15 protein-coding genes are annotated in these 15,937 nt (G+C 34.9%); 10 read left to right on the top strand and 5 right to left on the bottom strand.

Features of this window, described 5'->3' with window-relative positions:
- From LG329_RS14950 to LG329_RS14960, 3 genes are all read right to left on the bottom strand, one after another.
- Positions 1–1,110, bottom strand: coding sequence for a GerAB/ArcD/ProY family transporter (locus tag LG329_RS14950; RefSeq protein ID WP_404451616.1), 1,110 nt, complete (start codon positions 1,108–1,110; stop codon positions 1–3).
- A gap of 12 nt (positions 1,111–1,122) precedes the next feature.
- Positions 1,123–2,625, bottom strand: coding sequence for a spore germination protein (locus LG329_RS14955; protein WP_404451617.1), 1,503 nt, complete (start codon positions 2,623–2,625; stop codon positions 1,123–1,125).
- 112 nt (positions 2,626–2,737) lie between these two features.
- Positions 2,738–3,796, bottom strand: a complete 1,059-nt coding sequence (locus LG329_RS14960; protein WP_404451618.1) for a hypothetical protein — start codon at positions 3,794–3,796, stop codon at positions 2,738–2,740.
- 218 nt (positions 3,797–4,014) lie between these two features.
- Here LG329_RS14960 and LG329_RS14965 point away from each other — a divergent pair, with 218 nt between their 5' ends.
- Positions 4,015–4,251 carry a hypothetical protein gene (locus LG329_RS14965; protein WP_404451619.1) on the top strand — a complete coding sequence of 79 codons (237 nt, stop codon included), beginning with the start codon at positions 4,015–4,017 and terminating at the stop codon, positions 4,249–4,251.
- Positions 4,252–4,353: 102 nt separating this feature from the next.
- Here the strand turns inward: LG329_RS14965 and LG329_RS14970 are convergent, their stop codons facing one another.
- A complete protein-coding gene (locus LG329_RS14970) occupies positions 4,354–5,319 on the bottom strand; it encodes a methyl-accepting chemotaxis protein (protein ID WP_404451620.1) in 966 nt (321 codons plus the stop codon).
- Positions 5,320–5,776: 457 nt separating this feature from the next.
- Here LG329_RS14970 and LG329_RS14975 point away from each other — a divergent pair, with 457 nt between their 5' ends.
- The 6 genes from LG329_RS14975 to LG329_RS15000 all read left to right on the top strand — a co-directional run bounded on the left by LG329_RS14975 (position 5,777) and on the right by LG329_RS15000 (position 13,513).
- Entirely contained in the window at positions 5,777–7,525 is a 1,749-nt protein-coding gene (locus LG329_RS14975) for an ABC transporter ATP-binding protein (protein WP_404451621.1), read from the top strand.
- Complete coding sequence (locus LG329_RS14980; RefSeq protein WP_404451622.1) at positions 7,525–9,555, top strand: ABC transporter ATP-binding protein; 2,031 nt, start codon at positions 7,525–7,527, stop codon at positions 9,553–9,555. Before LG329_RS14975 ends, LG329_RS14980 begins: the two co-directional genes overlap by 1 nt.
- 158 nt (positions 9,556–9,713) lie before the next feature.
- Positions 9,714–10,538, top strand: coding sequence for a serine protease (locus tag LG329_RS14985; protein WP_404451623.1), 825 nt, complete (start codon positions 9,714–9,716; stop codon positions 10,536–10,538).
- Positions 10,539–10,606: 68 nt separating this feature from the next.
- Entirely contained in the window at positions 10,607–11,326 is a 720-nt protein-coding gene (locus tag LG329_RS14990; protein ID WP_404451624.1) for a hypothetical protein, read from the top strand.
- A gap of 316 nt (positions 11,327–11,642) precedes the next feature.
- Complete coding sequence (gene sigI, locus LG329_RS14995) at positions 11,643–12,374, top strand: RNA polymerase sigma factor SigI (protein ID WP_404451625.1); 732 nt, start codon at positions 11,643–11,645, stop codon at positions 12,372–12,374.
- The gene (locus LG329_RS15000; protein ID WP_404451626.1) at positions 12,371–13,513 is read left to right on the top strand and encodes an anti-sigma factor domain-containing protein; all 1,143 of its coding nucleotides are present in this window, start codon (positions 12,371–12,373) and stop codon (positions 13,511–13,513) included. The genes sigI and LG329_RS15000 overlap by 4 nt, the downstream gene beginning before the upstream one ends.
- Positions 13,514–13,560: 47 nt before the next feature.
- On the opposite strand, the gene LG329_RS15005 is transcribed toward LG329_RS15000, so the two are convergent.
- A complete protein-coding gene (locus LG329_RS15005; protein WP_404451627.1) occupies positions 13,561–13,797 on the bottom strand; it encodes a YhdB family protein in 237 nt (78 codons plus the stop codon).
- Positions 13,798–13,968: 171 nt separating this feature from the next.
- On the opposite strand from LG329_RS15005, the gene LG329_RS15010 reads away from it, so the two are divergent.
- The 3 genes from LG329_RS15010 to LG329_RS15020 all read left to right on the top strand — a co-directional run bounded on the left by LG329_RS15010 (position 13,969) and on the right by LG329_RS15020 (position 15,934).
- A complete protein-coding gene (locus LG329_RS15010) occupies positions 13,969–14,637 on the top strand; it encodes a YhcN/YlaJ family sporulation lipoprotein (RefSeq protein WP_404451628.1) in 669 nt (222 codons plus the stop codon).
- A gap of 175 nt (positions 14,638–14,812) precedes the next feature.
- Positions 14,813–15,451 (top strand): class I SAM-dependent DNA methyltransferase, encoded by a 639-nt coding sequence (locus tag LG329_RS15015; RefSeq protein WP_404451629.1) that lies wholly within the window; start codon positions 14,813–14,815, stop codon positions 15,449–15,451.
- 15 nt (positions 15,452–15,466) lie between these two features.
- Positions 15,467–15,934 (top strand): S-ribosylhomocysteine lyase, encoded by a 468-nt coding sequence (locus tag LG329_RS15020; RefSeq protein ID WP_404451630.1) that lies wholly within the window; start codon positions 15,467–15,469, stop codon positions 15,932–15,934.
- The last annotated feature ends 3 nt before the right edge of the window (positions 15,935–15,937 follow it).

The raw sequence follows: 15,937 nt of genomic DNA on the forward strand, positions 1-15,937 counted from the left end.
CTATATTTCACCCTTATTTTTACGCCATTTCTTTTTTATTAGTACCAGTAGCAGTAATAAAAATGGATAAACATAGACAACCCAAAAGCTTACCTGAGAAAGGCTAGAGGTGAATTTAATAATGGATTGACTGTCTTTAAGTATGTTGCACAAAACGAATATTACAGCTGAACAAATATAAAGTGTCTTTTTCTGTGAAACCTTATACAAACGTTTTACCCCATAAGTCATTCCCCACATTAGTAGGATCATATTGGGCAAAATAACCATCATCCAAACTGCAACAACGACATAGTCAAAGCGCTCAATGAAGGAAAAAGATACAACTTTAAACAGTTCAAGCACAGACCAATCTAATGTTACCAATTGTTTTGGACTGTAGTAACCAATTGCTATTACGGTTACAAGGAGCAGTGTAAAGGCTGTCCAAGTTACGCCAAGAAAAATTGGAAGTTTTACGTTTTTCTTATTTTGTATGAAAGGATATAACAAGAAAAGTATCTCAAATCCAAGAAAACTATAGGAGGTAGCTTTAGCCCCTTTTAGTAGATCCATGAAAGAGGTTTGAAATGTGGGCAAAAGGTGCGTCATATCAATCCGCAAAGCAGGTACGATTAGTAAAACCATTAAAAATTGAACTAGAATAAAGAAGATGAAAATTACCCCGACGATTACTCTTATACCTCCAAGTACACTGTATACGATTAAACATAAAAATATAAGTGCTAAAGTATAAGTGGGGAATGTTGGAAAGATAAATGTTTGGATTACTTCAATATAGGTGGAAAGGACAGAGAAAAGACTAGCAGCTAAATGTATAATGAATAGGCTTCCAAGCAATTTCCCGATCCAACCACCGAAAATATCGATTTGGATTCCAAAAATATCTGCATTTTCATATTGTTTTAAACTAATATGCATGGCCAATACAACTAAAAGCATATAAACAAATGCAATCAGTACTGCTAACCACGAATCACGACCAGCCTCAATAAATATATACTTTGGTGCACCCATAATTCCAGTACCCGTTTGAATAGAGGTTATGATGAAAAAGAGATAAAACGCACGTATCTCTAAATTATCTTTCATCTTTACATTTACATCCATTATTACACCAACCTATTCATCTATGTCTTTCTTCTTCTTTGACTCCTTTGTACTATACCGTGTAGCATCCTTTGTTCGTAATAAAGACGCCCGATGAGATTGCATGCTGAGAGGTAAACGAAATAGTACCTTATTAAAATCTTTCCACTTGAATGGATATAATGGTGTTAAATAAGGTCGGCCAAGTGAGGTGATGCGCAATAGATGAATAATTAAAAAGCAAATACCTAACATGATGCCAATAATTCCGAATAGACCAGCTAATATAATCATTGGAAAACGTATTACCCGAATGGTAGTCCCCATTAAATAACTAGGAGAGGTAAAGGAAGCCAGCGCACTAATTCCAATCACAATAATTAGGATGTTACTCGTTAAACCGGCTTCAACTGCTGCTTGCCCTATAACGATACCACCAACAATACCCATTGTTTGACCTACTTTTGTCGGGAGCCTTGCACCTGCTTCACGAAGTAATTCAATCATAAATTCCAAAATTAAGGCCTCTAGTAATGGGGGGAAAGGAACTGCTGCTCGTGATTGACCTAATGTAATTAACTCTGAAGTTGGAATTAATTCATAATGATACGTTACAGCGGCCACATATAAAGGTGTAAGTAATACAGATATAATCATGGCGAGAAAACGCAATAAACGTAAGAAAGAACCAGTATTCCAGCGCATATATATGTCTTCTGTTGATTCAAAGAAACTAAACAGTGTCGATGGTCCAATGAAACCATTAGGACTACCTTCCATCAACACACCCACTTTTCCACTTGCTACGACGTAACAAAAACGATCAGGTAATTCAGTTGAATAGAACTGTGGGAATACGGTAGTTTGTGAATCCTCAATATATTGCATTAATACATTGCTATCTGGGATAGTATCTACGTCTAGACTTTGTAACCGTTGACGCATTGTATTCACATCAGTTTCATTGGTAATCGATTTCAAATATACCAACCGTAATTCACGTGGGGCTAATTTTCCAACTTTTATCTCTTCAAATACCAAGTCAGTAGACCTTATTCCCCATCGAACAAGGTTTAAATTTGTCATTAGTGTCTCTGTGAATGCTACTTTTGGACCGAGAACAATGGATTCAGTTTCAGCTTTAGTCAATTGACGTTTTTCTTTTTTTGGTAGCAAATAGGAAACAGTTTCCTGTTCATCCTCAACATATACGAAGGCTTCACCGATTAATAGTTTTTGAAGTATATCTTCCAATTTATCTTTGGTTGTACCATTATCTAAAGGAATTTCATTTAATATTGATTCACTCGTCCATTCCTTTTTGTTATTTAATAAAGGTTGTAATAAAAAATTTTCCAGTTTATCGGTTTGAACTTGATAGGAAATAAAGAATACAGCTATTCTTTTATTTTGATGCTGGTAGATGGAAAAAATTAAATCCGGATTATTCTCAAACTTACTTTGTAATAAATCCTTAAGTTCACCCACTTTTATCGGGAAAATGGAGGATTTATTTTTATGTCGATTTTTCCGCATATGGACCTCCTGAAAAAAGCATGTAACGTTAGTATGCGAGAAACAATCGATTTTATTACATATAGAAAAGCACTACAGAAGAATTTCTGTAGTGCTTCATTTTAGAGCTGATTCAACTAGCTTCATACTGGGATAGATCACTTCTCTTTTCATGATTATGGTTTTCAATACGTGATTTAACAAAGATGCCAATTTGAATGATTAGTGCACTCAAGACTACCCAAGCCCAAAATGCCATAAAACTGTTTTGGAAATTAAAAAGCATTTCTGGTATTGGATAGTAGGGATTGAAATGCATGACTAATGAAAATGTATAGAACATGCCAAAGGTGAAATTCCTTGACCATTGACTAACATTGTATTCGAATAGTCCTTTATTCCAGCCATAATTTTTAATCCGTATTATCGCACGCAATACTTCTATAGCCTCAATAACGACCAGTAATAAGAATACGATCACCCAAAAAACAGCAACAAACGCTGGTGTGAAGGTATTTGATGTAACTATAGCTAAGCCCGTAATCGATAATGCACCATGAATAATACAGTTCGTATTTGACCAATCATTCGCTAAGGTCCAATTTTTTTGTTGCACATAGCGTTTACTTATCAATATGATTCCTGCAAAATAAAATATAAAACCAAGAATAATAATTGCTTTTGAAAAATAGGTCGGAAATTGAAAGAACACATTGTTTAAAAGCAAAATGATAGATTGCGTGCCAACCGTTGATAACAAAATAGCACCATGTACTGGGTACCTTTTATTTTCAAAAAAAAGTTTACGAAAGTTATAACAACAGGTCACTAAGAAAAATAACCATAAAAATGTATTTAAAATAGCCATTGCTTTTGTAATAAGGATGATTTCAGGGAAATATTTGATAAACACATTACATAAAACGGAGACACCAGCAATCCAAGTACCTATGGCAAAAGATTTGACTGGATGTTTAATAAATGGAATCAAAAAATCACGCTGGAAGAATTGAATAGATAATGATTTATATATAACAACCCAAGCAATCATAACTAGTATTGCTAGATATTTACCTAATTGAGAATCTAATACCGGAAAGGCATTTACTGTACCAATTAAAAAAATTCCACTTGCCATAATAATCGCACCAGATGCGGGTTCAATTTTTTTGTATTTGCTCTTGTGTTGCATATTTCCACTTCCATTCGTTCGTTCACTAAAAATTCACCTTAAGCATTATATCATTATTCTGGATAAAGGTGAACCGGTGCTAATTATCGCTAATAGATAATAAGTAATAGCCTGAACAGTGTAAAAAGAACTGTTTTTCAATATATAATATAAATTTTATTGTTAGATTTTAGCAAAAGTTGTATGCTTGTTAGTAACAAGGCATAAGGGGTGAGTATATGGGAGAAATTGTACGTGATTGTCGATTGTGTAAAAAGCCAATGGAATCTAGTCCGTTTACAATGTGCAATTCTTGCTTAATGGAAAGTAATCGAGTACAGAGTTTTGTCATAAAACATCCACATGTCTCAATCGAAAGAATTTCCCAAGAAACCGAAGTGCCGCATGACAAGGTTGAACTAATGGTAAAGCTTGGGTTAAGTGAAAAAGACACCACGAAATCTCAAGCACATTAAACAGGTAAGTTAAGACAAATACGGGTAAGCGTCTGATCGGTATGGAAGACGCAAACAAAAGAGAATCGTTCAATTATAACGATTCTCTTTTGCACTTTATATTTATTTAGTAGGTGAAATTCCTTGTATTCCTTCTACCCCCGACGCCAGTTGTTTATCAACAACCGTTGCATCCTCTATATGCTGCATAATCGCTTGTTTGATCGTTTCAAATGAGTCATTTGTTTCGTCAATGTAGCTTACCATTTCTACCGTTAATTCATTTTGACTGTTCATATTTTTTAATACATCCTGCGTATTGGATTTTACCGTTTGTACTATGGAAGCCATTTCCTTTAGCATATCAACTGTTTTATTATTAATTTCAGTAGATGCTTGTAAGGTCTTTTGGTTTTCATACGTATCTTGTTCGGCTTCCTGTATTTTATGTTGTATCGTAGTAGTTACCTCATCGATATGGTGCGTACTTTCAGCGGTATTTTCCGCAAGCTTTCGAACTTCGGCTGCCACTACAGCAAATCCTTTTCCATGTTCACCTGCACGTGCTGCCTCAATGGAAGCATTTAAGGCTAATAAATTTGTTTGGTTTGCTATTTCACTTATAACTTGTACAATTTTCTTAATTGTATTGGAATGTTCGCCAAGCTCTTTCATGCTACCAGCAGTTTTAGTCATTTGTGTTTCCAGACTGTCCATAAGATGCTTGTTTTTAGTCATTATTTCCTGGTAATCCTCAGATTGCTTTGATAATGAATCTGATGAATGAACGAGTCCATTTCCTTTTTCAAGTAAGTGATTGGAATGTTCACTTGAAGCTTGTCCAAGAGATTGAATCTCTTCAAACCGTTGTTTTATTTGAATGATTAAATCCTCTAAATCATGATGCTGTGAATTTACATGTTCATGTTGATCAATAGTATGTAATAAATCTTTTTCAAACCTAGCAAGAAAAGTTCTATTTTCTTTATAAATTTCATCTTTTTCATGATTTATTCTCACGATTTGTGCATTTGCGTGATCTAATTGTTGCTGTAAATTTTTGCGGCTATTATTTTTTTTGCCAAACAAGATAGTTCCCCCTCTACTTACCAGACATACCTAGTTTTTATTTGAAGTATGTATAGTATTACTTTCGGCATAATAGTCAAGATTTTAAAGAAAAATTAAGAATTTGAAAAATAAATAAAAAATGTATTGACTAATATTTTTCAAAATACTATAATTATTGAGAATCAAATCGAAAGGAGGTCATTAAAATGGAAAAAATCATTCAGTTAAACCAAACAAATTTCATAATTATTAGTGACCTTCAGAGCGGAAAACTATAGTATTACATATTGTTTTTTATACTCTTAAGAAGGTCACACCTAGCTGTGGCCTTCTTATATTGTATGGGTGATTTGCAGATCCCCCATACTTTTATGAAAACATGCGTCATTGTGACGTATGTTTTTTTGTGCTTTCAAGGTCATAGTGGCGATTTGAAAAAAATTATATGCAAAAAGAGAAAAAGAAGGTGAGTAACATGTTTCAGGTTTTTAAGAAATTAGATTGGTTTTTTAAACAGTATTGGAAAAGTTATGTGTTTGCAATTGTTGCTTTAATTATTGCCAGTGCGATCGGGTTGATCCCACCGAAATTGGTTGGTTTTGCAATTGATAAAATTCAATTTGAAACGTTGACAATGAAGCTTTTGATAACGCTTATTGCTGGTTATCTTGTATTAATTGTTGTGCATTATGCGATATCATTTTTATGGGATTATACATTATTTAGTGGAGCTGCAAAATTAGAGCGTTTGTCCAGAAGTAGGTTAATGGATCATTTCTTAAACATGACACCAACGTTTTTTGGGAAATTTAGAACAGGAGATTTGATGGCACGTAGTACAAATGATCTTAGATCCATTCAGTTAACAGCAGGGTTTGGTGTGTTAACTTTAGTCGACTCAAGCCTGTTTATGGTAATGATTATTGTTGTTATGGGATTTACAATAAGTTGGCCTTTAACACTAGCTGCTTTAATTCCATTGCCAATCATGGCGGTAGTTATGAATAAGTATGGTGGAACCATTCATAAGCGCTTTATGGAAGCTCAGAATGCATTTGGTGATATGAATAACGAGGTACTGGAATCCATTCGTGGAGTTCGGGTTATTCGTGCATTTGTCCAGGAAAGGCAAGACGCGAAACGGTTTGCCAAAATGACTGATGATGTATATCAAAAAAATATTGAGGTTGCTAAGATTGATGCCTTATTTGAACCTACGATGAAAATTCTTGTTGGTTTTTCATACACAATCGGCCTTGGGTACGGGGCATTACTTGTTTTTGAAAACGCAATTACACTAGGTGATCTTGTTACATTTAACGTTTATTTAGGGATGTTAATCTGGCCAATGTTTGCAGTTGGCGAATTGATCAATATCATGCAGCGCGGTAATGCTTCATTGGATCGTGTAAACGAAACACTAGATTACGAGGCAGATGTGAAAAATCCAGTGTCGCCGAAATTTGTAGAACAATTGGATACTATTGAGTATGACCACGTATCATTTACTTATCCTGAAACGGAAGTAAAACGATTAGACGATATTTACTTGCACGTAAAACGTGGTCAAACCATAGGGATTGTTGGGAAAACAGGTGCAGGGAAAACAACATTATTTAAATTGCTATTACGTCAATATCCTGGAGTACAAGGGAAAATAAAAATTTCTGGGATTGATTTAAATGACATCAATCTAGAACACATAAGGTCATGGATTGGTTATGTACCACAAGATCAAATGATGTTCTCAAAAAGCATTCGGGAAAATATTCAATTTGGAAAAGCGGATGCAACGGATAAAGAAATTTATCGTGTCATGGATCTCGCGTACTTTTTAAATGACATGAAGCAACTGCCACAAGGTTTAGACACACAGGTAGGTGAAAGTGGTGTCACATTATCAGGTGGACAAAAGCAACGTGTTGCGTTAGCGCGTGCATTTATTAAGGATCCGGAAATTTTGATATTAGATGATTCGTTATCAGCCGTTGATGGCAAAACGGAATCTAAAATTATTGAACACTTACGAAAAGAACGTCAAAGTAAAACAACTTTTATTGCAGCACATCGTTTGTCTGCCGTAACACACGCAGACCACATTATTGTTTTAGAAGAAGGAAAAATAATAGAACAAGGAACACATAATGAACTAGTTGCACGTGATGGCTGGTATAAAGAGCAATACAATCAACAGCAGCTAGAAGATGAGGAGGTGCGTTCCTAATGAAAAAAGCATCAACTGAAAAAAGATTATTTCTTTATGCATTACATTATAAAAGAAGTATTATTATCGGCTTGGTTTGCTTAATTATTGCTGTGGCATTGGAGCTGGCAGGTCCTTTAATAGCAAAACGAATTATAGATGAACATATTCTTGGAATTGAAGGAAACTGGCATCAGGTTGAAAATAATAATGACGAGTATACAGTGAAGCATGATGCTAATTATTATAAGCGATCGGATCGGCTAACAGATCAGGATCAATCGAAAGAACGTGTAACTATCTTTCAGGTAGAACGGGATTATTACCTTGTGGATGCTAACGTGCCGCTAAATGGTAAACGAAGTATAGAAGGAAATAAAATTATCATTAAAACGGATGAAGGAAAACGTACTTTTACAGGGGAAAAGCTATCTTTTTCTGAAATATATCCTTTTTTCCAACCTGAAAAAGGACCAATACTATTCCTTTTAGGACTTTATATGTTTTTGTTAGTAATTGCTGCTTTCTTTCAGTTTTTTAAAACGTTTTTATTACAAAAGGCGTCCAATCAAATTGTGAAGAGAATGCGGAATGACATATTTGAGCATACACAGAGAATTCCTATTAACTATTATGTCGATCAACCAGCAGGGAAAGTTGTTGCAAGAATTACGAATGATACAGAAGCGATAAGGGACTTGTATGAACGAGTTCTCTCCATAGTAGTGACGAGTGTCATTTACATGGCAGGGATTTTTATTGCACTTTTCATACTGGATGTAAAATTGGCCTTTATGTGTTTGCTGCTTATTCCATTGATTCTTGGATGGATGAAAGCATATAAACATTTTGGTACAAAATATAATACCGTTATTAGAACTACAATAAGTGATATAAATGGAAGTATTAATGAAGCAATTCAAGGGATGCCTATTATTCAAGCATTTCGACATGAAAAGAATACAAAAAAGGATTTTGAAAAGTTAAATGACCGTCATTACACATTTGAACGAAAGTTAGTGAAGCTTAGTGCGCTGACATCGTATAATTTGGTAACCGTAATACGAAATTTAGCATTTGTCGGATTTATTTGGTACTTTGGGTTTATCTCGTTCGATGCAACTGCTGTCATCTCAATTGGTATGTTATATGCATTTGTTGATTACCTCAACCGTTTATTCGAGCCTGTAACAGACATCGTTCACCAGCTGCCACTTATTGAGCAAGCAAGGGTAGCGGGAAATCGAGTATTTGAGCTAATGGATCAAGATGGAGAAGAGGTCGTTACAGATCATGTAGATAAGTATCGTGGGAAAGTAGAATTTGACAATGTATCTTTTGCCTACAATGACAAGGATTATGTATTAAATAATATATCCTTCCAAGTTGAGGCTGGGAAAACTGCAGCATTTGTAGGGCATACAGGATCAGGTAAAAGTTCGATTATGAATCTGTTGTTCCGCTTTTATGACCCACAAAAGGGAACCATTACGATTGATGGGAACTCTACAAAAGAATGGTCGCGTCAACAGGTTCGAAGCCATATGGGCATCGTTCTTCAGGATCCATTTCTATTCTCAGGCACCATCCTTTCCAATGTTACAATGGGTGATCCAACAATCACAAGGGAACAGGCCATTAATGCATTAAAAGCTGTTGGTGCGGATCGATTTATTGAAAAATTACCTAAAAAGTACGATGACCCAGTAACAGAAGGTGGCAGTACATTCTCTTTAGGGGAACGACAGTTATTGTCATTCGCCCGTGCTTTGGCATTTGACCCTGCTATACTAATTTTAGATGAAGCCACTGCTAATGTTGATACGGAGACAGAAGCTGTTATTCAACGGGCACTAGATATTCTAAAAAAAGGTCGTACTACTCTTGTAATTGCACATCGATTATCAACTATTCAGCAAGCTGACACAATTTTTGTTCTTGACCATGGTATGATAAAAGAACAAGGAAGCCATGCGCAACTGATACATGTCAAAGGAATGTATTATCAGATGTACCAGATGCAACAAGGTAATACTAGAAAAGCCGTATAATAATAGGCACTTGCGCTTTTCTTGTCTAGCTTCAGCGCCTAACGGCTAACAAATAGTTAGTCCTGATGAACGTACGTAAAGTTCAACGTACTTTTCACAGTCCTATCTATTTGTGCGCCGCTAACCAGGCGCTTACGCTTTTCTAATAGGGGTGACTTATGGATAAGAATAGTAAGCATAATCATGATGTAATAGATGAAGATTTATATGAAGAGATTGACGAAGAGGAACTTATTGAGTTAGTCGAAGCCGAACGCCAGAATGCCCTAAAACGGGCGCATGAAGATAGAGTGCAAAAAAAGCCAAAACGTCCATTTCCAAAATGGGCGTTTTGGCTAATTGCAATTATGATGTTAGGAAACGTTTTTGCCTTTTTCCCAAAAGTTATATCCGTACCTGCGGTTGAATTTTTAATTACTTCATCAAAGCTTTCTTTACAGGATGATATACGTACTTATAAAAAAGCGGTAGTTGTTATTGAAGCGGGTGATTCTAGAGGAACAGGATTTTCGATCAATGAAAATGGAACGATAATTACCAATCATCATGTGGTTAAGGAAGAAAAAAATGTGACAGTAGCATTTCCAGATAAAGGACTTCATAATGCAGAGGTTGTAGCGGCATACCCATCAGTGGATCTAGCTGTATTAGAAGCGGAAGGAGAAAACTTTCCATCTCTGGATTTAGCGAAGAACAAAACGTTTAATAAAGACGATCCGATATATTTCATCGGAAATCCACTACGTTTCCAAGGAATTGCCAATAAAGGTACAATCATCAAAGAAACCATGCTACCTGATTGGGAAAAACCAGTAGTCATGATAGATGCACCGGTTTATAATGGCAATAGTGGAAGTCCTGTAATTAACCAGGAAGGAAAAGTTATTGGGGTTGTTTTTGCAACCTTGGATAGCCAAGAGCACGGCAAAGTTGGTCTCTTCATACCGATTGAATACTTTTATACCTCCTACCCTATGAACTAAAGCTGCCAATTGTTTGATAACGCTAAAGTATGGGTATCTATTTAGAAGAGATAAAGGAGGTTTTATAAATGCTTTACTTAACATCAGCTTTAAAATCATACAACATCCATGCAACAGACGGTGAAATGGGCAAAGTAAAAGATTTTTATTTTGATGATCATAGTTGGGCAATTCGATATGTACAGGTGGACACGCATAAATGGTTACCAGCTAGAAATGTTTACCTATCGCCATCCTCTTTCACATCAGTGGACGTGGATGAAAAGCTTGTAGAAGTAGATCACACGAAAGATACAATTAAAAATAGTCCTACAATACCTGCTGATGCCGAAATATCAAAAACAAATGAGGCAAGTCTGACAGAATACTATGGTTGGAATCGTTATTGGAGAGGGGCGAATTTATGGGGGGCAGTTGATAGACCATTTGTACCAAAGGTCCCTGTCCAAGATGAAGAAAACTCCGCCAAACGCAATGAAATGGATATGAACGAAAATACGAATTATATATTATTAAATGAAGCAGATACGATCGGAATAAAAGTACACGGACATGATGGGAAATTGGGCGAGATTACAGATTTAATTTTTGATGACGACAATTGGAAAATTGATTATCTCGTTGTAAAGTTTGTGAAAGTCCCTGCTGAAAGATATTATCTAATTAAGTCTGAGCATATTACTTCTATTGAATGGCCAGAAAAAGATTTGTATGTCGATTTAAAAGCAGAGTATTTAGATCAACAAATTAGTTATGAAACAAAAGAAGATACATTAGCTAGTTTGTAAAAAAGAAAAGCGGATACCAGAGAAAAGCGTTTATGTCGAATTATTTCGGTATAAACGCTTTTTTGCAGAAAAGTGTCAGTAGTAATCGATTTTTAATAGAACTGTAAATAGCCTGAGATAGTAACTGCCGGCACGATAGGTTAAGATTAGTCATATTGAAATAGAAAATAATACCTAAAATAGTAAAGATGGTGATTTTCATCACGACATATAAATTATTGAAAACGACTAAAAAAGTGAAAATGAAATATAAAAAAACTACACCCAAAAAAGATGAGAAAATAACGAATTTTATAATGGCTGGAGGTGCTTTAGGTTGATTAGTAACCAGTCCTTAAAAGAAAGACCCCTTGAAGAAATGATTACCTCAGCCAAAGAAGGGGATCAAGACGTACAAAACTATCTTTTAAAGATGTATCAGCCTTATATCGCTAAATGTGTTTCAGAGGTTTGTAAACGTTATATTGATCCAAAGCGTGATGATGAATTTAGTGTTGGGCTTTTTGCGTTTAATGAGGCGATTCAGACTTATTCATCAGAAAAAGGTAGTTCCTTTCTGTCATTTGCAAAACTTGTCGTAAAGCGTAAAGTGATTGACTACATACGATTTGTGCAAAAAGCACCAAATACAGCATCATTAGACGAAACCTACGATGAGGAAAAAATGGAGAATCCAGCGGAAATTGTTGCTGTAAATGAAAAATACCAGGAAGAACAAGAAGCTTGGTATCGTAGAGAGGAAATCGCTGATTTTAAAGACAAGCTTTGGGATTACAAATTAACTTTAGCAGAACTAACAGAGGCTTCACCTAAACACAGGGATGCACGTGAGTCAGCCATTCGTACTGCAAAAATTTTGTATGATGATGTATCATTAAGAGAGTATGTACACCTTAAGAAAAAACTTCCAATTAAAGATTTGGTAAAAAGAGTGGATGTAAGCAAAAAAACGTTAGAACGAAATAGGAAATATATTCTAGCAATTTTTATTGTGTTAAGTGAAGATTATCTGTATCTCAAGGATTATCTTAAAGGGGTGGCTCAGTGAGTAAAGGTATCGTGATGGAAAAGCACCGGAAATTTACCATTGTTATGACACGGGATGGAAGTTTCCATAAAGTTAAGCCTGTGAAAGAAGCTGAAATTGGTGCTGAAGTTTCCTATGAGGTATTAGCTTCAAAAAAAAGCGGGTTGTTATTTTTTCAGCCCAGGAAAAGCAGTAGCTTGCCCGTAAAGTATATAGCGATTGCGTGTATGGTGCTCATGTTTGTTATGCCATTTTATTTTTTCGGTGGCCAAAACAAAACATATGCTTACGTTAATCTGGACATCAATCCTAGTGTCGAAATTGAAATAGACAAAGATTTAAGTGTAGTCTCTATTTCACCATTAAATAACGATGCAAGGAAATTGATAAAGAAATTACCAACGTATGAAGATAAAAAAATACAGCAGGTTATTGAAATCATTATGAATAAAAGTGATGCTCTTGGATTATCAAAGAACGGTAAAAACGTGTTAGTCGGGGTAAGTTACGTAAATAATAAAGACATTTCAGTTCTTAATACAGTTGATAATTACTTTTTAACCCATAATACATCGTGGGATGTAGTAACTTTTCATGTTCCAAAGGAAGTTCGGGATCGAGCTTTAAAAAAGAATATTTCGATGAATAAAGTGATGGCAGATACAATGAATGATGAGACTCTAAATCCAGAAAAGATGCTTCTTCAACCTCGTATTAATGATGATGAAAAAGAAATTATTCACTCATTTTATACTAATTCTAAATCAAATCATCAAAAACCGAGAGAAGAAGAAAAGGTTTCTGTAGATAAGAATGACACTAATCATTCAACAGTACCGCCACAAAAAGGTAAGAAAAAGACAGACCAGCATCCAAGTGAATTGAAAAAAAAGAATGGCTATATTCATTCAAATGGCAAGAACCAACATAATAAATCGAACAAGGCAGATAAGATAAAAGAAAAACATAAAGATAAACAAGAAATGAAACAAGCAAAAAGGGAAAAGAAGGAAGCAAAAAAAGAAGCTAAGCAAGAAAGGAAAGAAGCAAAAAAAGAAGCTAAGCAAGAAAGGAAAGAAGCAAAAAGAGAGGCCAAGCAAGAAAGAAAAGAAGCAAAAAGAGAAGCAAAGCAAGAAAAGAAAGAAGCAAAAAATAAATAATAAAACGGGTGGATTCTGATGCAGAATCCACCCGTTTTTTGCTTTTCCTATACTTCCATGACTTCTGTTGGAGTGTATTTCATGGCATGGTCAATATAATAAAGCAATTGATCATGGCTTTTTATTACATTATCTTGATCAGATGAATAATAGTAGGAGTGTAAAAAGAGTTGAATCCGCTTAGACAATAAATCATCGTTAGTTCGGACCATTAACACGAGCAAATCGTCCCATTGTCCCCAAAGCGTGTAATAAAGTGCTTTGTCATAATCTGGTATATCCACTGATTTCCCCTCCTTAAAATTAAAGGATTACATGTAGTTTGCCCTTATAATAAATATATTTTCGAAAACATAAATGGTGTTTTTTCCAAAAAAAGGTCCTCTATATAACCAGAATAAAATTATTTAATTGTTACATACTAAACGCAAATAAGTTAGGAGGTAATAAAACTAATGAAGATAAAAACTTTAGGAATTGCGCTATTGGCTTCTGCAGCGCTTGTAGGGTGTCAGAATCAAGATGAGAATAATGAGACGGCACCAAATGATACAAATGTTGAACAAACAAGATTTAATGCTGGCGATGGAAATAACATGAATGATCAAGAAAATCGCCAGGATTTCGATATGAATGAGGCCGGTAATGAGAATGGTGATAACAATAATAAATATGACCTTTCTGAAAAAGCTGCGGAAAAGATTACCCAACAGATAAAAGGAATTGAAAGCGCAAACGTAGTAACTACCGAAAATAATGCATATGTTGCGGCGGAACTTGATGCCAACGATAATGGTGCTAACATTAACAATACTGGTACAGGTAATGGAGACGACAATAAAAATGCAAATAATGGTAATGGAAACAAAAACAACAATGCTAATGGAAACAATAACAATTCAGAAAATGGCGATGAAATTACAGATGAAGTAAAACAAAAGATATCTGATATCGTAAAATCGGTGGACAAAGATGTCGATAATGTATATGTTTCTACAAATCCAGATTTTGGTGACTTAGTAACAAAGTATGCTGATCAAGCAGAGAATGGGGAACCAATTGAAGGTTTATTTGATCAGATGGGTAATATGATTGAACGTGTTTTCCCACAAGACAAAGAATAAATAATGATAAATCGTAAAGGAAGAGTGCCACAAGAAATGTGACACTCTTCCTTTTTTATTTTTGCAGAAATTTATAACTTTGAAACAATCCAAAACATATGATATTCTTAAACATATAATTCATACTATTCATAGTGAATTACTATGTTTTAATAAAAAAGTGGAGTTGAAATAGATGGGTAGAGAATTTATTGGATTATTTGAAGAGTGGGCAGACTCTTATGACGATAGTGTTACTGGAAAAGATCCACAATATGCTGCAGTATTTCTTCATTATGATAAAATATTAGACGAAGTTACAAAGTATTCATCAGGTAATGTATTAGAGTTTGGTGTGGGTACTGGTAATTTAACGCAGAAGTTAATGGAAAACAATCATAAGGTATTTGGTGTGGAGCCGTCAGAAGCTATGCGTAAAATTGCGGCAGAAAAGTTGCCAGAGTTACCTCTTTATGAAGGTGACTTTATAACATTTCCAAGTTTTGATGATTCGATCGATACAATCGTTAGCACTTATGCATTTCATCATTTAACTGATTCAGAAAAAGGAGAGGCAATTGCCAAGTTTGCCAATTTGCTTGCGGAAAAAGGTAAGGTAGTATTTGCTGATACCATGTTTGAATCATCCGTTGCGAAGGAAGATATAATAGGGGAAGCAGATAAAAAAGGGTACACAGATTTAATAGAAGATTTAAATCGTGAATACTATCCTCTAAATAATACGTTACAAGAACTTTTTGAAAAAAATCATTTCCATGTTACATTTAAAAAAATGAATGAATTTGTATGGCTAGTAATAGCTGAGAAAAAATAAGAGGAGTGGCATAATATGACTAAGAAAATGAATGTAGAAAGCTTTAATTTAGACCACACAAAAGTAATAGCACCATATATCCGACTAGTAGGCGTTACAACTGGTTCCAATGGTGACAATGTATACAAATATGATATTCGATTTAAGCAACCAAACAAGGAACACATGGATATGGCTGGATTACATTCCATTGAACACTTAATGGCTGAAAATATTCGTAATCATATGGATAATGTCCTGGATATCGGTCCTATGGGTTGCCAGACTGGATTTTATTTAGCAATTTTAAATAACGATAACTATGAAGAAGTACTTGATACACTTGAAAAAACATTACATGACGTATTAAATGCTACAGAAGTTCCTGCTTGTAATGAAGTGCAATGTGGATGGGCAGCAAATCACAGTTTAGAAGGTGCTAAAACAATAGCACGAGAAATGCTGGATAAACGTGATGAATGGCATCAAGTTTTTGAACAATAAGAG

The sequence above is a fragment of the Virgibacillus necropolis genome (assembly GCF_044793635.1).
GTDB classification, from domain to species: domain Bacteria; phylum Bacillota; class Bacilli; order Bacillales; family Amphibacillaceae; genus Virgibacillus_F; species Virgibacillus_F necropolis_A.

What these genes read in the sequence shown, in the direction of transcription:
- LG329_RS14965 (WP_404451619.1), top strand. Translation starts at nt 4,015, where the DNA reads ATGGGAGAAATTGTACGTGATTGTCGATTGTGTAAAAAGCCAATGGAA.
- LG329_RS14990 (WP_404451624.1), top strand. Translation starts at nt 10,607, where the DNA reads ATGCTTTACTTAACATCAGCTTTAAAATCATACAACATCCATGCAACA.
- LG329_RS14955 (WP_404451617.1), bottom strand. Translation starts at nt 2,625, where the DNA reads ATGCGGAAAAATCGACATAAAAATAAATCCTCCATTTTCCCGATAAAA.
- LG329_RS15010 (WP_404451628.1), top strand. Translation starts at nt 13,969, where the DNA reads ATGAAGATAAAAACTTTAGGAATTGCGCTATTGGCTTCTGCAGCGCTT.
- LG329_RS14975 (WP_404451621.1), top strand. Translation starts at nt 5,777, where the DNA reads ATGTTTCAGGTTTTTAAGAAATTAGATTGGTTTTTTAAACAGTATTGG.
- LG329_RS15020 (WP_404451630.1), top strand. Translation starts at nt 15,467, where the DNA reads ATGACTAAGAAAATGAATGTAGAAAGCTTTAATTTAGACCACACAAAA.
- LG329_RS14980 (WP_404451622.1), top strand. Translation starts at nt 7,525, where the DNA reads ATGAAAAAAGCATCAACTGAAAAAAGATTATTTCTTTATGCATTACAT.
- LG329_RS14960 (WP_404451618.1), bottom strand. Translation starts at nt 3,796, where the DNA reads ATGCAACACAAGAGCAAATACAAAAAAATTGAACCCGCATCTGGTGCG.
- LG329_RS14950 (WP_404451616.1), bottom strand. Translation starts at nt 1,110, where the DNA reads ATGGATGTAAATGTAAAGATGAAAGATAATTTAGAGATACGTGCGTTT.
- LG329_RS14985 (WP_404451623.1), top strand. Translation starts at nt 9,714, where the DNA reads ATGGATAAGAATAGTAAGCATAATCATGATGTAATAGATGAAGATTTA.
- LG329_RS15015 (WP_404451629.1), top strand. Translation starts at nt 14,813, where the DNA reads ATGGGTAGAGAATTTATTGGATTATTTGAAGAGTGGGCAGACTCTTAT.